The sequence below is a fragment of the Rikenella microfusus DSM 15922 genome, from assembly GCF_000427365.1.
Lineage (GTDB): Bacteria > Bacteroidota > Bacteroidia > Bacteroidales > Rikenellaceae > Rikenella > Rikenella microfusus.
The window spans coordinates 773,721-792,336 of the sequence record NZ_KE386488.1; the positions used below are offsets into that span (position 1 = coordinate 773,721).

The 18,616-nt window shown below is 59.8% G+C and carries 16 protein-coding genes; 7 read left to right on the forward strand and 9 right to left on the reverse strand.

Going from position 1 to position 18,616, the window contains the following annotated elements; genetic code table 11:
• Positions 1-196: 196 nt before the first annotated feature.
• The 6 genes from RIKMI_RS13015 to RIKMI_RS14580 all read left to right on the forward strand — a co-directional run bounded on the left by RIKMI_RS13015 (position 197) and on the right by RIKMI_RS14580 (position 9,159).
• Entirely contained in the window at positions 197-3,268 is a 3,072-nt protein-coding gene (locus RIKMI_RS13015; protein ID WP_037291500.1) for a glycosyltransferase family 117 protein, read from the forward strand.
• A 290-nt stretch (positions 3,269-3,558) separates the two neighbouring features.
• Complete coding sequence (locus RIKMI_RS0104405; protein ID WP_027290605.1) at positions 3,559-5,748, forward strand: GH92 family glycosyl hydrolase; 2,190 nt, start codon at positions 3,559-3,561, stop codon at positions 5,746-5,748.
• A gap of 1,735 nt (positions 5,749-7,483) precedes the next feature.
• A complete protein-coding gene (locus tag RIKMI_RS14270; protein WP_051214345.1) occupies positions 7,484-8,494 on the forward strand; it encodes an NAD-dependent epimerase/dehydratase family protein in 1,011 nt (336 codons plus the stop codon).
• A gap of 60 nt (positions 8,495-8,554) precedes the next feature.
• The gene (rpmB, locus tag RIKMI_RS0104420) at positions 8,555-8,788 is read left to right on the forward strand and encodes a 50S ribosomal protein L28 (protein WP_027290606.1); all 234 of its coding nucleotides are present in this window, start codon (positions 8,555-8,557) and stop codon (positions 8,786-8,788) included.
• Between the two features lie 26 nt (positions 8,789-8,814).
• Positions 8,815-8,997: a 50S ribosomal protein L33 gene (gene rpmG / locus RIKMI_RS0104425; RefSeq protein WP_027290607.1), complete on the forward strand. Its 183-nt coding sequence runs from the start codon at positions 8,815-8,817 to the stop codon at positions 8,995-8,997.
• Between the two features lie 3 nt (positions 8,998-9,000).
• Entirely contained in the window at positions 9,001-9,159 is a 159-nt protein-coding gene (locus RIKMI_RS14580; protein ID WP_084135174.1) for a DUF4295 domain-containing protein, read from the forward strand.
• 310 nt (positions 9,160-9,469) lie between these two features.
• Here RIKMI_RS14580 and RIKMI_RS0104435 read toward each other — a convergent pair whose 3' ends face one another.
• Positions 9,470-10,036 (reverse strand): hypothetical protein, encoded by a 567-nt coding sequence (locus tag RIKMI_RS0104435; RefSeq protein ID WP_027290608.1) that lies wholly within the window; start codon positions 10,034-10,036, stop codon positions 9,470-9,472.
• Between the two features lie 497 nt (positions 10,037-10,533).
• Here RIKMI_RS0104435 and RIKMI_RS0104445 point away from each other — a divergent pair, with 497 nt between their 5' ends.
• Positions 10,534-12,393 (forward strand): amidophosphoribosyltransferase, encoded by a 1,860-nt coding sequence (locus tag RIKMI_RS0104445; protein WP_027290610.1) that lies wholly within the window; start codon positions 10,534-10,536, stop codon positions 12,391-12,393.
• A gap of 19 nt (positions 12,394-12,412) precedes the next feature.
• On the opposite strand, the gene RIKMI_RS0104450 is transcribed toward RIKMI_RS0104445, so the two are convergent.
• From RIKMI_RS0104450 to RIKMI_RS13025, 8 genes are all read right to left on the reverse strand, one after another.
• Positions 12,413-13,039, reverse strand: a complete 627-nt coding sequence (locus RIKMI_RS0104450; RefSeq protein WP_027290611.1) for a TetR/AcrR family transcriptional regulator — start codon at positions 13,037-13,039, stop codon at positions 12,413-12,415.
• Between the two features lie 139 nt (positions 13,040-13,178).
• Positions 13,179-13,703: an NUDIX hydrolase gene (locus RIKMI_RS0104455; protein WP_037291501.1), complete on the reverse strand. Its 525-nt coding sequence runs from the start codon at positions 13,701-13,703 to the stop codon at positions 13,179-13,181.
• Positions 13,704-13,751: 48 nt separating this feature from the next.
• Entirely contained in the window at positions 13,752-14,162 is a 411-nt protein-coding gene (locus RIKMI_RS0104460) for a D-Ala-D-Ala carboxypeptidase family metallohydrolase (protein WP_027290613.1), read from the reverse strand.
• A gap of 21 nt (positions 14,163-14,183) precedes the next feature.
• Positions 14,184-14,561, reverse strand: a complete 378-nt coding sequence (locus RIKMI_RS0104465) for a hypothetical protein (protein ID WP_027290614.1) — start codon at positions 14,559-14,561, stop codon at positions 14,184-14,186.
• Between the two features lie 21 nt (positions 14,562-14,582).
• Positions 14,583-14,813, reverse strand: coding sequence for a hypothetical protein (locus RIKMI_RS0104470; RefSeq protein WP_027290615.1), 231 nt, complete (start codon positions 14,811-14,813; stop codon positions 14,583-14,585).
• 986 nt (positions 14,814-15,799) lie between these two features.
• Positions 15,800-16,399: a DUF2589 domain-containing protein gene (locus RIKMI_RS0104475; RefSeq protein WP_027290616.1), complete on the reverse strand. Its 600-nt coding sequence runs from the start codon at positions 16,397-16,399 to the stop codon at positions 15,800-15,802.
• A gap of 2 nt (positions 16,400-16,401) precedes the next feature.
• Positions 16,402-17,193: a hypothetical protein gene (locus tag RIKMI_RS0104480; protein ID WP_027290617.1), complete on the reverse strand. Its 792-nt coding sequence runs from the start codon at positions 17,191-17,193 to the stop codon at positions 16,402-16,404.
• 226 nt (positions 17,194-17,419) lie between these two features.
• Positions 17,420-18,496 carry a DUF2589 domain-containing protein gene (locus tag RIKMI_RS13025; RefSeq protein ID WP_084135175.1) on the reverse strand — a complete coding sequence of 359 codons (1,077 nt, stop codon included), beginning with the start codon at positions 18,494-18,496 and terminating at the stop codon, positions 17,420-17,422.
• Positions 18,497-18,616: the final 120 nt, after the last annotated feature.

An 18,616-nucleotide genomic window follows, 5' to 3' on the forward strand; every position in this document is an offset into this window, starting at 1 on the left:
GCGGTTTCGTCCCGTTCGATTCCCGGTTTCAGTCTTCCCTGCGGAACAAAGCATTCCCCCATAACGGCGCTCCGCCTTACCGGCCGCCCGGCTTCCGGTACGCGCAAATGGCCTGCCGGACGGAGCGATCATGCAAATCGGCAAAAAAAGATTAACTTAGCCCCGTTTAATGCCAATCAACCGAAATCGACAGCCAATGAGCAGCTTCAGCAAGCGCAGTATCTGGGGCGGCTGGATCGTCTTCGCGATCGCCAGCCTCACCTACCTGCTCACTATGGAGCCCACCGCCAGCCTGTGGGATTGCAGTGAGTTCATCGCTACCAGTTACAAACTCGAAGTCGGGCATCCTCCCGGAACGCCTTTCTTCTTCCTGATCAACCGGTTGGGAGCGATTTTCGCGGGCGACCCCACCCATGTGGCCGCCGCTATCAACGCGCTGTCCGCCCTCGAAAGCGGGCTGACCATCGCTTTCCTGTTCTGGAGTATCGCCCACCTCGGACGGAGGATGTACCGCAAGGAAGAAAACGAGCTGACCGACGCCCAAAGCTGGGCCATCCTCGGCGCCGCCGCCATCGGCTCGCTGGCCTATACGTGGACCGACACCTTCTGGTTTTCCGCCGTCGAAGCCGAAGTGTATGCCCTCTCGTCGCTCTTCACCGCCGTGGTGTTCTGGGCCATCCTCAAGTGGGAAAACGTCGCCGACCGGCCCGGCAGCGCCCGCTGGTTAGTGCTGATCGCCTACCTGATGGGCCTCTCGGTGGGGGCGCATATCCTGAACCTGCTGGCCATTCCCGCATTGGTGTTTATCTACTACTTCAAAAAATTTCCCGGCCGTAAGAAAGCCGACCTGTGGAAACCCGGCGTAGTTTCGGTACTGCTGACCGGAGCGTTCTATATCCTGACCCCCACCGTGGTTTCGATCGGCGCCTTCGTGGACCGCATCTTCGTGAACGGCTTCGGGTTGGGCGTGAACAGCGGGCTGACCACTTTTGTCGTCCTGCTGCTGGCGGCCCTCGGCTGGGGCGTGTGGAGAACCCACCGGGCCGGGAAAGCGGGCTGGAACACGATCCTGCTCTCGGCTTTCATGGTAATCGTCGGCATATCGACTTACGGCATCGTACTGATCCGGGCGAGCATCAACCCGCCGATGAACAGTAACAATCCCAGCGATCCGTACGCGCTGCTCTCGTTCCTGAACCGCGACCAGTACGGGGCGCCGCCGCTGCTCTACGGCCAGTCTTACGCTTCGCCCGCCGTGGGTACCGCGTTCAGCGACTCCTATTTCGTGGACGAAGAGGGGAAATACCGCCCCATGGAACGCGTGACGGGCTACGAGTACGATGAAAATACCAAGATGCTCTTCCCCCGGATGCACAGCGGCGAACCGCGCCACATCGCGGAATACAAACGTTGGGCGGATGTCAAAGGGCGCAAGGTAAGGGCCGAGGACGGCAGCCTGGTGACGGTGCCGACTTTCGGAGAGAACCTCCGATTTTTCTTCACTTACCAGCTCAACAACATGTACTGGCGCTACTTCCTGTGGAACTTCGTGGGACGTCAGAGCGACATCCAGAACAATACCATCATCGACGGCAACTGGCTCAGCGGCATTCGGCCGATCGACGAACTATACCTCGGCCCGCAGGACGGCCTGCCCTCCGAAGTGGCCGCCAACAAAGGGCACAACACCTACTATTTCCTGCCGTTTATCCTGGGGCTTATCGGCTTTTTCTATCAGCTCAAGCGCGACGGACGGAATTTCCTGGTGGTTTTCCTGCTCTTCTTCATGACCGGGCTCGCCATCATCCTCTACCTGAACCAGACGCCGCTCCAGCCGCGCGAACGCGATTACGCCTATGCCGGTTCGTTCTACGCTTTCGCCATCTGGATCGGGCTGGGCGTGCTGTGGCTCTACGACCTGCTGCGCCGGCGGGCGTTCCGGACAAGCGGCCGGGCAGCCGCAGCCGTGGCTTTCGTGGTCTGCGCGTCGGTGCCCGCCGTGCTGGCCGTGCAGAACTGGGACGACCACGACCGCAGCCATCGTTACGTGGCGCGGGACATGGGGTACAACTACCTGACGAGCGTGCTGCCGAACGGGATTATCATCGACTACGGCGACAACGACACTTTCCCGCTGTGGTATAATCAGGAGGTCGAAGGCGTCCGTACCGACGTGCGGGTGATGAACGCTTCGTACATCGGCGGCGACTGGTATATCGACCAGATGCGGATGAAGGCCAACGAATCGGAACCGATCCCGCACTCCCTGCCCCGGCACAAATATTACGGGGATGCCACGGGACAGTTCATTATCCGCGAAATCCCCAAACCGGACGGCAGCATGTGGACGGCCAAGGAGGTGATGGCGGTAGCGGGCAGCGACGACCCGCGGACGCAACTGACGGACCAGGCGGGCAATACGTTCAATATCGTTCCTGCGCGGCGGATCGCCGTCCCGGTCGATAAGGAAAATGTGATCAAGAGCGGTATTGTCCGTCCCGAAGACGCTCACCTGATCGAAGACACGATCTATCTCGATATCGATCCGTCCAAATCGGCGCTCATGGCCGGCGAAATGGTGCTGCTCGACATGCTGGCTTCGGGCGATTGGACGCGGCCGATCCATTTCACGTCGGCGGCCGACCTGATGAAGTGGGGCCTGGTGCATTACGACAGCCAGGGCGGCCAGTCGTGGTCGTACCTCCAGCAGGACGGGATGGTCTATCGGCTGGTACCGATCAAATCGCCGATCGACCGGATCTACGGCATCGGGCGCATCGACACGGAGACCCTGTACGACAATCTGATGAACAAATATCGTTACGGGAATATCCGCGATCCGAGGGTTTATGCGGATACGTTCGTGACCAATACGTTCCTCACGTCACAGCTCCGTTCGTCGTTCGCGCGGCTGGCGAACGCCCTTACCGCCGAGGGGGATACCGTGCGTGCGGTGGAGGTGCTCGACCGTGCGATGCAGGAGATGCCGCTGGAACAGTTGAGGATGGACGACATGGTGGTCTTCCTCGTGGAGGCCTACTACAAGGCCGGGGCCTACGATAAAGGGAACGAGCTGGCGCGTAAAGCCGGCGGAATCCTGACCGAGTATATCGATTATTACGACCGGTTCACCGGCGAAAAGAAAAAACTGGTGGAAAGCGAGCTGATGGACAGGCTGCGCACGCTCTATAACCTCTATCTGATCGCCGGACAGAATGGCCAGCAGGAGGTGGCAGCTCTCTACGCTCCCTATGTCGGCGGGATATAGGAGCGTTCCGGAATACGGTCTTTGGGAAATCCCTTTCTTTCGGTTCGGAGGAAAGGGATTTTTTACTGACGGAATAAAAGGGGGCAGCAAGATCACTGCCCGATTTTCGGAAAAGTCGTATATACTTGCCAGATTCAAAACTCGTCGCCCGGTCAATCAAACGCAGGTCGGGAGGGGTACGGGCCATTCGGATAATCCGCGAAAACCCTATCTTTGCATGAGGCCGGGGAGAACCGGCATTAGCGCCTGGCTCCCGCCCTCCTTCAGAAACAAGCCGACCGACTATGAAAATGCCTTCCATACTCTCCGCCATGCTCGCGGCCTCTCTCGTTTTCGCCTCCTGCGCCGACGGACGGGACTCTGCCGACGATCCCGCCGCGCTGGTCGATCCGCTGATCGGCACCGACGGCCCCGGCAACGTCTATCCCGGCGTCAGCGCCCCCTTCGGTATGGTGCAGCTCTCGCCCGACAACGGTACCAGCGGGTGGGACCGCATCGCCGGATACTTCTGGCCCGACACCACCATCGCAGGCTTTTCGCACACCCACCTGAGCGGTACCGGCGCCGGCGATCTGTACGACATCAGCTACATGCCCGCCGTCCCGCCTTTCAAGACCGGCCGGGGCGAGCTGGGCGTCTATTCCGTGTTCAGCCACGACGAAGAGACCGCCCAGGCGGGGTATTACAGCGTCCGGCTGGAAGATTACGACACCCGCGTGGAACTGGTCGCGACCGAGCGGTGCGGCATGCAGCGATACACCTTTCCCCAGACGGCCGAAGCGACCGTGTTCCTGAATCTGGCCAAACACATGAACTGGGACTACACGATGGGTTCCTCGCTGCGCGTGGTGGACGACCGCACCGTCGAGGGTTACCGCTTTTCGGAAGGGTGGGCGCCCGACCAGCGGGTCTGGTTCGTGGCTCAATTCTCGCAGCCGTTCGTATCGTACGACATCGATACCGTGGTCTCGGTACATAGCGACAGCGCTTATAACGGCATCGAAAGCCACATCGGGAAGTTCGTGTTCGACGCGACGGACGGGGCGCCCGTACTGGTGCGCACGGCCATTTCCGCCGTAGACATCGAGGGGGCGCGGAGAAACCTCGCCGCGGAGATGCCCGATTTCGCGTTCGACAGCGTGCGGACGGCCCAACGCGCCCTGTGGAACGCCGAACTGTCCAAAATCGAGGTGAAAGGCGGCACGCGTGCCGAGCGGACGGCTTTCTACACCGCGCTTTACCGCACGATGCTGGCTCCGACGCTGTTCGACGACACGGACGGCCGCTATGCCGGGCCGGACGGAAAGATCCATGCCGGAACGCCCGGCTCGCGCAACTATTCGACCTTTTCGCTGTGGGATACCTATCGGGCGGCACATCCGCTTTACACTTTCCTGCACCCCGGGCGGGTGCGGGAGATGGCCGTCTCGATGCTGAACTTCCACGACCAGCACGGCATGCTGCCCGTATGGCCGCTGTGGGGGAACGAGACGGACATGATGATCGGTTACCACGCGGTGCCGGTGCTGGCGGAAGCGGCCCTGAAAGGGTTGCTACCGGACTCGATGCAGAACCGCGTGCTGACGGCCTGCGTCGAGACTGCGAACCGCGACGATTACCGGTCGATCGGACTGTACAAACGGCTCGGATACGTGCCGGCGGACCTGGACAAAGAGTCGCTCTCCAAAACGCTGGAGTACGCCTACGACGATTATTGCATCGCGCAGCTGGCACGGAAGATGGGGCGGGATTCCCTATACAACGAATTTATCGTGCGCTCGAAAAACTATATGAACGTGTTCCAGCCCGCTTCGGGCTTCATGCAGCCGCGCCTCTCGGACGGCGAATGGGTGCCGGATTTCGATCCGAAAGCCTATACGGAACACATCACCGAAAGCAACGGTTGGCAATATCTGTGGGCCGTGCAGCAGGACGTCGAAGGGCTGGTGCGGCTGATGCGCGGCCCGCAGCAGTTCGAAAAACGGCTGGACGAAATGTTCGCCCTGCATCCCGAAGCGACCGATTCGCTGCCTATCTTCAGCACAGGCATGATCGGCCAGTATGCCCACGGCAACGAACCGTCGCACCATGTGGCTTATCTCTATAATTATATCGGCAAGCCGGAAAAAACGCAGCGATACGTGTCGGAGATTCTGCGCACGCAGTATTCCGACCGGCCGGACGGTCTGTGCGGGAATGAAGACTGCGGCCAGATGTCGGCCTGGTACGTATTCAGCGCGATGGGTTTCTATCCGGTCGATCCGGTGAGCCTGACCTATGCGATCGGTACGCCGCTGTTCGAAGAATCGGTCGTCCGGCTGCCCGGCGGCGGAACGTTTACGGTGCGTGCTCCGGGCGTTTCGGCGGAACGTTACCGGATCGAGAAGATGACCCTGAACGGGAAGGCGCTCGGCACGCCGTTCATCGCCTGGAACGAAATTATGGCCGGAGGCGTACTGGAATTGACGATGAAAAAATAAAGGCGCTTATGCGGCGGTTTACACCGGTATTTTCGGTTCGCGCCGCACCTTTTCCGGCAGAGAAACCGTCCGGCCATCGGGCAGGGATGTTCTGATAAAGAGTCCCCGCGCCGGGGACGAGCCTGAACCGGAAAAGGCTGCGGACGCCTTGAATCCCGGGAAAGCGAGCAGCTGAGTCACCGCGCCAGTGAGCGGCGACCGCCTCTCCCAGCGGGAAGCCGCAAAACGTCTCCCGCAAGCGGTCGCCGAATCGGACAGAGGCGGCCAACAAAACAGTGGGCGGGTGCGCACCAGCGGCCAACCCGCAGCCTGCCCGACAAGAGGAATGTACTATTGCGACCGTCAGGTCGCGCGGGCCGGACGCCTCCCCACGGGAGGCCCGGTGCCGCTGGGCACACCAGCCGGGCTGTAACTACCCGAGAGATCCCGGCCGTCCGGCCCGAGGCGCAGGAGGAAGCCGGAACGGTAACTCACTTTGGCGGCGGGTTGCAACCTTCGGTTTTCTCCTCGCTAACTTCAGGTAGAAGCTGTCGGCCCGGAAATGTGCGATTTCCCAGTTCGACGGGAGACGAGAACGGGGAATCGTATTCCCGGCGACTTCTTTGCTTTCTTTCTTGGTCGCCCAAGAAAGAAAGTGCCCCGCCGGCATGAGGCGTCCGGAGAAACCGGGCCTCCGCGCCGGCGGGCGGTTCGAAGCCCGGAAAGCGAGCGGCTGAGTCCCCATGCCAATGGCGGCGCGCCCCGTGGGGGCGTGGGCGCGCCGAAAACGACACAGTGAGCGGCTGAGTTCCGCGCCAGTGAGCGGCGACCGCCTTCCCCGGCGGGAAGCCGCAAAATGTCTCCCGCAGGCGGTCGCCGAAGATGGCGGATGATGGCCGGCACAACAGCCGAAGACTGCCCCGCCAGCGGTTTAGCACGGCTATGCGGCGCCGCAGCCCTCTGTTCGGGTATCGGATGGCCCGGGGCGCAGCCTGCGGGGGACGCACCAATCGCTCTCGCGATTGGTGTTGCGGGCCTCCGCTGCGGGAGGCTGCGGCCCGCCCGCTGGCGCGGGAACCCGGCTATTCGCTCACAACCTCACTGCGCACCGCCTGCTGGCGCGGAACCCGGAACCGTTCTCTGATCCGCGCGCCGGGAAAACCTTGGCAGTACGAACTCCCGTTCGTCTGCCGGTTTTCCTCTTTCGGCGGGGTGCGCGGTGCTTTCGGGAATGCCGGGTTCTCGCATAGCGGCCAGCCCGGCCCCGTAACGGAAGCCCGTAACAGGGTAGTTACAGCCTCACGCTCGCCGCTAGCACGCGGCCCCGTGCGGGAGCGTAATATCCTCCGGTTCCGACAGAGAGGCGGCACGCAGGGCCTGAAAAAGAAAATCTTTCAAACAAACCCGGTTTGTTTGAAACAGATTTTCTCAGGCGCGCCGCCCGATGTTTTCGCCGTAAGGCTTCCGAATAGTTCCCGGTTTCCGCACCTGTAGAGAGAACCGCCCTACAGGAAGAAATCGCCCTGCGCGGGCGGCGGCCGGGTGACCCCGGCGGGACGGGCGATACTCTCGTATCGCAGGAACGGTTCCTGATACATACTTGGCTATAATAGCCCTTTTCCACAGGCCCGGCCGCACAGAACTCCGAAGGGGCTGAAACCGGTTGTCCCGTGCGGGACCGTCCCCGACCGCCGGAACCTGTCGGCGGATAAGTGTCTCCCGTCGGCGCGGGGCACGTTTGCTAAACCAGAACGCTATGAAAAAAATCATCATTGCCGGCGCTACCGGACTGGTCGGTACCCACCTGGTCTCCGAACTGCTCGGCAGGCAGGCCGATGCCGGCGGCGAAACCTATGTTCCGACCGCCGTCGCCCATTCCGAAGAATCCTGGCGGAAACTCGACTGGCTGCTACTGCGGCGCGGGCTTGGCGAAAGGCCTCACCGGCGTACCGTAGCGGCATTGGAATATATCGACGATTGCCGCAGACTGATGCGGGACGAACGGCCCGACATCGTGTTCAACTGTGCGGCGCGGGTCGCCGTCGGCCGGGCGCGCGACGGCGAAAAGCTGGTGACCCGGAATGTGGAGATCACGCACAACCTCGTCACGGCGGCGTTGGAACTGCCGCCGGAGGAACGTCCCCTGTTCGTGCACGTCAGCTCGGTAGCCGCCCTGGGAGGTACGGCCGGGCCGTCCGGATGCATCGACGAAAACGCCGTGATGGACAACCTGGCCGGAGCTTCGGCCTACGCCCGGAGCAAATTCCTGTCCGAAAATGAGGTTTGGCGCGGCGCGGCGCACGGATTGCGGGTCGCGGTCGTCAATCCCGCGGTCATCCTCGGAGCGATGTCCCCCGGATCGGGATTCTGGCTGAACGAGTTGTTCAAAGCCGTGCGCCGGGGGGCAGGCCGTTTCTGGATCGACGGCCAGACTGCGTTCGTTTCGGCCGACGACGTGGCGCGGGCCATGATCCTGTTGGCCGAAACGCCCGGAGCCTGGGGTAAACGGTACGTTCTCTCGGCCGAAAACCTGTCCTACCGCCGATTTCTGGAACAGATCGCCCGGGCGGAAGGCCTCCCCGAACCCCGGATCCGGATTCCCCGCTGGCTCCTGCGTATGGCCGTGCCGTTCGCGCCGTCCATGGCGGCCGTGCTCGACGCCCGTCGTCGTTTCGACGGCTCCGAAATCATGCGGGTCGTCCCTTTCCGGTACACCGATCTGGCCGAAACCCTGTCGCAAACGGCCGCAGCGATGGAAAAAATTTGATAATTCGGAGAAAAATGCCGAAATTTGCAACCTGTTTATTCACACAACGATAAAAAAGCAATGAAAGTTTGTCAAATCACCGGGAAGAGCGCGCAGGTCGGCAACAACGTGTCGCACTCCAACAAGAAGAGCAAACGCCGCTTCAGCCCGAACCTGAAGAGCAAGCGTTTCTTCCTCGAAGAGGAAAACCGCTGGGTGACCCTCAAGGTTTCGGCCGCCGCCATGCGCACCATCAACAAGAAAGGGCTTTCCGCCACGCTGAAAGAGGCTGCCGCGCTGCCCAAGATTTATTAATCCATTAGTCTGAAGACACCAACGAAATGGCTAAAAAAGGAAACCGCGTACAGGTGATCCTGGAGTGCACCGAGCACAAGGAAAGCGGAATGCCGGGCATGTCGCGCTACATCACCACCAAGAACAAGAAAAACACCCCGGACCGTATGGAGCGTAAGAAATACAATCCCATACTGAAACGAGTAACCATCCACCGCGAAATCAAGTAAGACATGGCAAAGAAGGTAGTCGCAACGCTCAAAACCGCAGCCAACGGCAAGAACGTGACCAAATGCATCAAAATGGTGAAATCGGAAAAGACCGGCGCCTATACGTTCAAGACCGAGATCGTCCCGAACGAAGAGGTGAAAGATTTCTTCGCCAGGAAGTAATCGTTCCCGATTTCCATCCGGAGGGTCGATTCCTTTCGCCCTTCGTTTTGTGGCCTCCGGCGAGACCACAAAAAAGCGGCCTCCGATTCCGAGAGGCCGCTTTTTATTTTGGAAACGGCAACATATGCACGGCTTTACCCAAAGCCGTGCAATAATCTCCCCGACCGGGCCTGCGATGCCGACCGGTAATCTTCGTCCGGCCTGCGATGCCGACCGCCGTTAGCTTACGGACGTCCGACGGTCGCACCTGCGTTCCGGCATCCGATTTTCCCAGATCCGGCAAAGACCTGTCCGCACGGCCGGGTACGGTCTATTCGATGGCGAACGTGGAGACGATCACACTTTTTTCATCCAGATTGTTCGGATTCCGGACCGTAATGCCGTATTCGCCCGGTTCCCGTTCGTCCAAAGTCAGCAGATAGGAGCTTTCCCCGTATTTTTGACCGGTAAACGGCACATAGTCCAATTTGCCGGACTTGACGCTGCCGAACGAGCTGACCGACGACAATTCGGCCAGCCGTTGCTTTTTCGAATGCTCGAACCGGAAAATGTTGATAATGGCCATCGGGTCCGTATCGTTATCCACAGCCTTGACGATCAGTCGGATCGGCTTCGACCCGTCCAGCCGGACGGCTGCGCTCGGCCCTTCGACGATCATTTTGGTTTTGGCTTTGCCGATACCGAACATGATGCCCGTAGCATTGACGCGGGAACGGAGCAGGACGGTCTGTTTCTCCAGCTTGACGGGAGTCCCGTCATCCGGATTCACGAACACCGTTTCGCCGATAAAGTCCGGCTCAGGACAATCGATTTCCTGCGCCCGAAGGCCGGATACCGCGAACAAAACCAGGCAAAAGAGGAAGCAAAGTTTTTTCATGGGATGAATGTTTTGTACAAATTTCACGAAAATAAGACAGCTATTTTTGGGAAATCCCGAAAACGAATTGTTATAATAGAACAGCCTAAAGTCGCATATAGTTGTCCCGTCGGATATATTTGCCTTTTTTTTACTGGTTCCGAATCGTTACCTTTGCTTCCCATGTATCCGACCGCCATACTCCCGGCCTTGCAGAACCGCCGCTCCGTTCCCGGAAAGGCGGCGCAGCCTTTCCGCAACCCGGTTTCAACGCCGGCCAAGGCTTGCGGCACGGACATCTCTCGCACAACCGACACGGCCGTCATCCGCCGCTGCGACGACATTGACCGCATCGAATCGGAAAGGCGAAACGGTACGCCCGCCCGGACCGCGGCCGGACAGGTTGCGAACGATACGACAATTTTCTGCAAGAGGACACGTTTTCAATACCGTGTCCTCTTGTCGTCTCCGGCCCGACGGACCGGCAAGACCGAAGCCCGCACGAAACATTCCAACCGATGAGCGACAGTATAAAACACGAATGCGGCATAGCGATGGTACGCCTGCTGAAGCCGCTGGAACATTACCGGCAGACCTACGGCACCGAACTCTGGGGCCTGAACAAACTCTACCTGCTGATGGAGAAACAGCACAACCGCGGTCAGGAAGGAGCCGGCCTGGCCGCCGTAAAACTCCGCGCCGAACCCGGCGAAGAGTATATCTTCCGCGAACGTGCCATGGGTACCGGAGCGATACAGGAGGTATTCGCCGCCGTGCACCGCGAGCTGGCCGCCTGGCCGAAGCAACAACCCTTCGTCGGCGAACTGTACATGGGCCACCTGCGGTACAGCACCACCGGCCGTTCCGGCATCTCGTACACCCATCCGTTCCTCAGGCGCAACAACTGGCGCAGCCGCAACCTCGCCCTGGCCGGAAATTTCAACCTGACCAACGTGGACGAAGTTTTCGCCCATATCGTCGCCCGCGGCCAGCATCCGCGCCACAACGCCGACACGTTCATCATACTGGAACAGCTCGGTTACCTGCTCGACAGCGAAGCGGACCGCCAATACCGCCGTTACAAGGAGCAGGGACTGTCCGGCGCCGCGCTGAACGAAGCGATCGAAGCGCACATCGACCTCGAACGCATCCTGCGCGAGGCTTCCGAAATCTGGGACGGCGGATATGTGATCTGCGGCCTGACCGGAAGCGGCGACATGTTCTCGCTGCGCGACCCGCACGGTATCCGCCCGGCCTTTTATTACGCGGCCGACGACGTGGTAGCCGTGGCCTCCGAACGGCCGGTGCTGCAAACCGCGTTCGACATCGAAACCGAGCAGGTGCGCGAATTGCTGCCGGGCCAGGCCCTGATCGTGACGAAAGCCGGCGAGGTGAAGCCGGTGCAGATCCGCCCGGCGGAAAACGTGCGGCCCTGCTCGTTCGAACGGATCTACTTCTCGCGCGGCAGCGACCGCGACATCTACCGCGAACGCAAAGAGCTGGGCCGGCTGTTGGTGGACGAGGTGCTGCGACGGGTCGATTACGACTTCGCGCACACGGTTTTTTCGTTCATCCCGAATACGGCCGAAGTCGCCTATATGGGAATGATGGAGGGATTGCAGGAATGGTTCGACCGACAGAAATGCCGTGCCCTGCTGGCCTCGCGCGAGACGCTGACCGAAGCCGAAATCAGCGACATCATGGCGATGCGGGTACGTACCGAGAAACTGGCCCTGAAAGATATCAAGCTCCGGACGTTCATCGCCGAAGACAGCAGCCGGGACGACCTTGCGGCGCACGTGTACGACACCACTTACGGCACGATCCGGCCGGGCGTCGATTCGGTCGTGGCGATCGACGACAGCATCGTGCGCGGGACGACGCTCCGGCGGAGCATCGTCCATATCCTGAGCCGCCAGCGGCCCCGCAAGATCGTGATCGTGTCGAGTTCGCCGCAAATCCGCTACCCGGACTGCTACGGCATCGACATGTCGAGCATGGGCGAATTCATCGCCTTCAACGCGGCGGTGGAATTGCTGCGCGAGCGGGGAATGGCCTCGCGGATCGACGAGGTGTACGCCGAATGCAAAGCGCAGGCGGGACTGCCCAAGGAACGGATCGTCAATCACGTGAAGAAGATATACGCACCGTTCTCGGACCGTGAAATCTCGGACCGAATCGCGCGGATGATTACCCCGCCGGACTGTCCGTCCCGGGTCGAGGTGGTATTCCAGACGATCGCGGGTCTGCACGAGGCTTGCCCGAACCATACGGGCGACTGGTATTTTTCGGGGGATTACCCCACGCCGGGGGGCAACAAGCTGGTGAACCGGGCCTTTATCGACTGGTACGAGGGCCGGGGACGGGCGGACCGCTGACGCTTCCGCCCGTCCCGCGTCAGGCTCTATATTCCGGCAGGCAGTCGCCGAAAATGCGCAGCCCTTTCGCGGTGCAGGCGCCTCGGACGAGGGTCAGCAGGGCGGTACCGTACGTTTCGGCCGCGGCGTACCTGCCGGCCAGAGTCAGCAGGGCGAACGTATCGAGCATCCGGGCCAGCGTCCGCCCCAGCATGCCGTAATTCAATCCGGGCAGGAAAATTCCCTGCCCCACGCCGGTACGGAAAAAGCGCAGCATCCGCTCCGCCTGCTCCGAGCGGTTTTTTTCCAGTCTGGCGACCGCCTTGGGGTATCGGCACAGATCTTCGCGAAGCCGGGGCGAAATGCGGTGTACTTTCGGCGCCTGTTCCCGGTAAATCTCCAGGACGGCATGCAGTACCGTTTCGGCCCGCCCGCCGATTTCGTCGGCACGGGCTTTCATCATCGCGCCGTGATAATCGATCCACGCGAGCAGCAATTCCTGTTTGTCGGGGAAATAACGGCCGAGCGCCCGCCGCGACATGGAAAGCCGGCTGGCGATCTGGTCCATGCTGACGCTCCGGACGCCGTATGCGGGAAAAAGTTCGTCGGCCAGCGCGATGATACGCTGCCGGACTCCGGATTCGTTATTTCTGCCCTCTGTTTCCAATCTTCCGAAAAATTAGAAATGGAAAACCCGAAATGCTTTCGGGTTTTCCACGTATAGAAACGATGCGGATGCGGCGCAAATTGTGCGGTCGCAGCTTTTCCGGCCATAAAACGCCGGAACCGGGTTCCGCTCCCGTCGATTATTTCTCCAGTTCCGCTTTGAGCCGGGTAACGAAGCTGTGAAACCAACCTGTATCTTTATCGTCTGCACGGAAGTAGTCTCCGGGCAGATTGGCGAGCGGTACCAGTTCCGGATTTTTCAGTTCGTTGTCCTGCACTTTGCAGTCTTCGTTCGTCCAATCGTCGGAGTTAGCCATTTCGAGCTGGCGGCTCACCGAAGCGTGCAATGCCGTGAGAGCGTCGGCGGGAATCTCGAAGCAACAGCCGGTGCCGTCGCCTTCCGTGAATTTCCATTCACGGATCACGTCCGTCGGAACGACGATTCCCGTCTCTTCGCGAAATTCGCGCCGAGCGCCGATAATCGGATTGGCTTCGGTCTGGCTGCCGCCGGGGAAGCAGTATTTGCCTCCGCCGTGCAGGTCCGCTTTCGGATTTACAGCCTGACGCTGAAAGAAATGGCCGTGTTTTTTCTTCTTGAAAATCAGGCAACGTGCGCCGTCGTGGACAATGGCGTAAGTAAAGGGCATGGTCGTAATGTCTGACATCGGGTTTCCCTACTCTGTTCGGGCTTTTCGGGTTCCGCCCTGCCGGAATTACAGGTGAAGTACCTGTCCCCGGTTGCCGGTTTTGCGGTAGCTGATATGCACCCACCTGTAATGGGCTTCGTCGATCAGCTGGTCGAATGCGATCCGACCGGTTTTTTGCATTTCGACGATTTTATCGAACAGCTCCCGATTTTTCGTCGGGTCGCCCGCATTCAGGTCGGCGGCTTCGCCTTTTTGGTGCTGCGAGGTGGAAACGCCGCCCACGGCTTGGTTCAGTGCCGGGCAACGGTAACCGCTGTTCACCCGGATCGGCTTGCCCCACGCTTCCCGGATCGGGTCGAGCAGCTCTTCGATCAGCGTCTGTAATTTTTCGCGGATTTCCGGCGCAGGCGTATTGTCTATGCGCTTGTTGTCAGCCGTGGAGGAACGGCATAGTTCTGCGATGGTAAAGTATTTCATAATGATCAATGGATTTAGATGTTATTTTTCGGTAATGGGGGCGTTGGGGTCGAACCGGACGACGATCACTTGCAAATCTCGATGCAGGATATGCGAGGTCTCTTTGCCCGCGCCGTCGTCTTGCAGCACGAAATCTTTATCGGCGTAACGGAATGTCAGGTTATTTTCCCGGTCAAAGCCCGTTTCGTCCGGTTTCAGGTTCATGATCAATTGCATGGCTTCGTCGAACGCGGCCCGGATCGTTACCGGTTTTGTCTTTTCGGTAATCTCTCCTCGGAGTGCGTCTCGGAGGGTTTCGATTCGTTCCGGAGTCGTGTCCCGGCCCGCGGCCGGCGTGCCGCAATTCAGGCAAAGGATGCCTGCCGCCAGTAACAACAGGCGTGAAATAAAGGTTTTCATGGTTGTTTTGAAAATAAAGTGTTAAAGGTTTACATGAGTTCGGCGATCCAGGTTCCGCTGGGCTTCCTGGACTTTCCGCAGTTCGCCCAACGCCTGGGCCGATTCCCGGCGCATCAGGGTGAGCATCCTGCCGCAGCAGGGGCAGACGAAATTTTCCGATGCGCCGAGCAGGTCGGCGATCGTTACGGGAATCAGCGTTCCGCAGTCGGGACAGGGAATGCCTGTCCGGCGGTCGGTCGGTAAGGTGTTCATAATGGATTGTTTTTGGTTGTCAGTCAGTGAATGGGAACCGTATCGGGCGGCGGGTATCGGTTACGTCTCTTCTCCCAATGGTACGTGCTTCGTGTATTCGCCAGTCTCGTTTTCGGTCAGCGTTGTTCGTATCGAAAGTGCCGTGTTTGTGGCTCTCCAGGAGCTTGGCACCTGGAGAGTTCAAACCGACTTTCGGCGATTTCTTTGCTTTCTTTCTTGGTCGCGCAAGAAAGAAAGTGCCTCGCCGGCATGAGGCGTTCGAAGAAGCCTGTGCCTCGCGGCAGAAGTGGACAACGGAAAAATAAATGTCTACCGGGAGAAAACATACGGTTAATCGTATCTGCCGGAGCCAGCGTGGACTGCTTGCAGGCCTACGCCCGGGGTGGCTCCGGCCTGACTAAGGGGGGAACCTGGTAATAAACTGTATGGTTAAATGGTAGGGACATGCTTTGCGACCTTCAGGTCGCGCGGGCCGCAGCCTCCCGCAGCGGAGGCCCGCAAAATCAATCGCTCGCGCGATTGTTGCGTTCCCCGCAGACCGCGGCCCTTGGCAAACATAACATTAACCGTATGGTTAAAATACCCCGATTTATCGGCTTTGCGCCTCCCCATCGGCGCAAACTCCCGGTCGGATACCCGGAGGCACCGCGAAAGCCGGCGATTCTCTCGAATCGCATCAATAAAAGTAAAAAACAGGCTTCCGCGATAGCGGCCGGGCCGATGCCTCCGAGCACTCCGACCGAGTCATAAATATACTAAATTTAGGCGACTATATACGATTTTACACAAACCCAGTTTCGGTTCAGCGGTGCCTCCGGGCGCTCCGACCGGGAATTCTTTCGGTCGTAAGTGTCCGACACGAGGCGGTGCAAACCCGGGCAAAAGAGGGTCCGGCGTGAGCCGAAAGAACGATGCAGTGTAAAACAACATATAATTACCCTAATTTACAGCCCCCGGTTATTCAGCCTTATAACGAATTCATACGGTCAGACACCGTCTTCCGGTTCTTCGCCCGCGGCATCCTCTACGGCCAGATTCAACAACTTGGCCAATCCGCCCGGCATTCCGGCCTGTCCCATCCGGACGTGCACTTTCATATTGGCCGTCAGACTGCGGTGCGCCTCCGCCCCGCGGGACCCGCTCTGCTGCGGGGCCAGCGAAGCCCGCATGCGGAGTCCCCCGCCCGGCTCCTCCGTTACCGGCGCCTGTGCCCGACCCTCCCTGAAAGAAAACTGTTCCTCCTCGCGAGTCGATACCGCATCCATGATATTGATGTCGAAATCGAAATCAGCCTCCTGGACATGCAGCAGCGGCAGCGGAACGAGCGTCAGCAACGGCACCGCGACCTGCCGTGGGCGGCCGCCCGAAGCGTCCCGGCTCATATAGCTGAAACGGAGCATCCTCAACGGCCCCGTGCGTCCCGTTCGCCGGTCATACGACTCGAAAGCCACCGAACAGAGATAGTCCAGATACCGGCGGGCGGCCATCGAATCGGCATCGACCGTGGCCAGCAACGGCGCCGCGATCAGTTGCTGCAAGTCCATCACCTGGCCCGAAGTGACGGTTTTCGGTTTGTTCTCGTTCATAATTATTCAGGTATTTCGGGATCGACAACAGGTTCGTCCGGCAGATAGCCATTGGGCGAGACCCGGATACGGAGCGTCTGGATCGCAGCGGCAGGAACTTTTTTCAATTCGTCCGCCGTAACGATGATCTCCTGCGTGGAGAAAACTTTCCGGCGAACGAAATTATAGTCCTTGACCCGCTTGGCGACCAGCACCGTCATTATCGTCAGCAGATTCGTCCGCGCTTTCTGCCTCAGTTCTCCGTTCCCGTCCTCCTGGGCGAACAGGCGTTCGAGATCCGGATTGCGTAACAAATGCGTATCGACGGTCTTCATAACGTTTTCGACCAGCAAGTCCGTATCGAGGCTTCCGTCGGCCCGGAGCAGTTCTGTGGCACGGGCGTTCAGCCCCTCTCCGATCTTACGGCCCAGAAACGGTCCGAATCCCCGCTCCAGATCCCGCTCCTGGCCGAGCAGCAGATTCAGCCCCTCCGGATCCTCCGCATCGGCCGACGAAGCGGTGGTCGCCACGCCGGTCAGCGCGGTACGGGCCAGTTGCTGTGCAAGCTCGCCGAAAAAACGGCGCAGAGCCGGATAATCGGTCTCGGCCTCTTCATGCCGGACATCCGTACTGCGCACCGCATACTGAAGGCTGAGTTCCAGCTCCCCCAGCAAAGCGCCCGGCACGCGGAAATCGCGTGCTTCGCCCTGCGCCCCGTATGCTTCGCGGAGCGAAAGGGAATACAGGTTGGCCTCGTGTTGGGCGCGGATAATGTCGCGCAACACCGACCCGATCAGGCTGTTCAACTGTGCCATAAGACAAAAGAAGTCAGATGAATGAAAGCAGGTATATACGATGTTGCCCGCAGTCGGGCGGCGTTTTCTTCAATCGGTTCCGGCGGTACCGCCGGAACCGCACAACCTCGTACCCGGATATCGGCCGCCGGGCGCGTGCCCGGCGGCCACTCATCGCCGATCGGGAAGATCGTTGCCCGGTCCGGAGTAAAATCGTATATACCTATCGGATATATAATCGTCCGGATCAATTACCGCCCGGTTGCTGCCCATCGGCCGCTTGTTTCGCCTCGTCGTCTTTGCGGGTCTGCTCTTCGGCCGCCTGTAACTGCGCGGCCCGTTCCGCCGCCCGTTTCTCTTCGGCCGCCTCCGCCGCCTGTCGCTGTGCGGCGAGGTCTTTCTCCATCTGGTCGAGGCGCAGGCGGCGCTCCTGCTCGCGTTGCAGGCGGGCCGTTTCGCGTTCCTTGTCGGCCGAAATCGTATCCACGGTACGCACCTTGACCGTCTTGTCCGCCCCCTTGACCGATACGATATAGACCGTTTCCTTCTCGTTCACCGGCAGTTCGAACACGGCGCTGTTGCCCTGTACCGAACCCTGGAGTGGCGTCGAACCTCCGATTACGACGATCTTTTCCGGTTCGAATTTGCCTTCGCTGTTCTTGAACGTGGCGATCAGTTGCTCCGGATGTCCCTTCTCGCCCTTGAGCAATTGGCTGCTGACGTCCAGTGCGCCGCCCGGGTCGCTGACATTGAGGCTGTTGCCGAGAATCTCCAGCACTTTGGCCAGCCCGGCCGGCATTCCGTCCTGTCCGGCGTGTACGGCCACATCCATGGTGTATTCCACGCTGTACTGCGAATCCTGCGTCGCTTTGGAGTCCTTCTTGCTCGAATAACTGGCGTTGAAACCCGCATTGACTTTGAACAGCCCCAGGTTCAGGCTGGCGCTGCCGTTGATGCCGGCGCTGACGTCTTCGCTCTTGCTTTCCATGGAGGAGCTGGACGAACTGGCGCTGATGTTGGCCTTGAAACTGATGTCGATGGTCTGGATCGCGATGTACGGGATCGGAACGATGGTCAGCAACGGGACGTTGAGCTGGGCCATTTTCCCGTCTCGCATGAATTGGAAAGCGACCGTAACCGCTTTTTTCTCTCCGGTTTTCGGGTCGGTGTTCAGACCGACGTTCTGAATGAATTGCCAGGTCGTCTGGGCGGCCAGCGCCTGCGCGTCGATGCAGGCCGTGAGCGGGCCGCCGATGATGTTGCCGAAGGGGATCGCCGACAGGGCGTCCGATGCCACCTTCGAGGGAGTCGTGTCGATTGCCATAATCGTGTGTGTTTGCGGCCGCGCTTGCGGCGGCCGGATGATAAACAATGGTGAGAATCGTAAGCTTACGGCGCTAAGGTAGGGCGGCGGCGGAAGCAGCGGCAACTCTTGTTTGCGAAC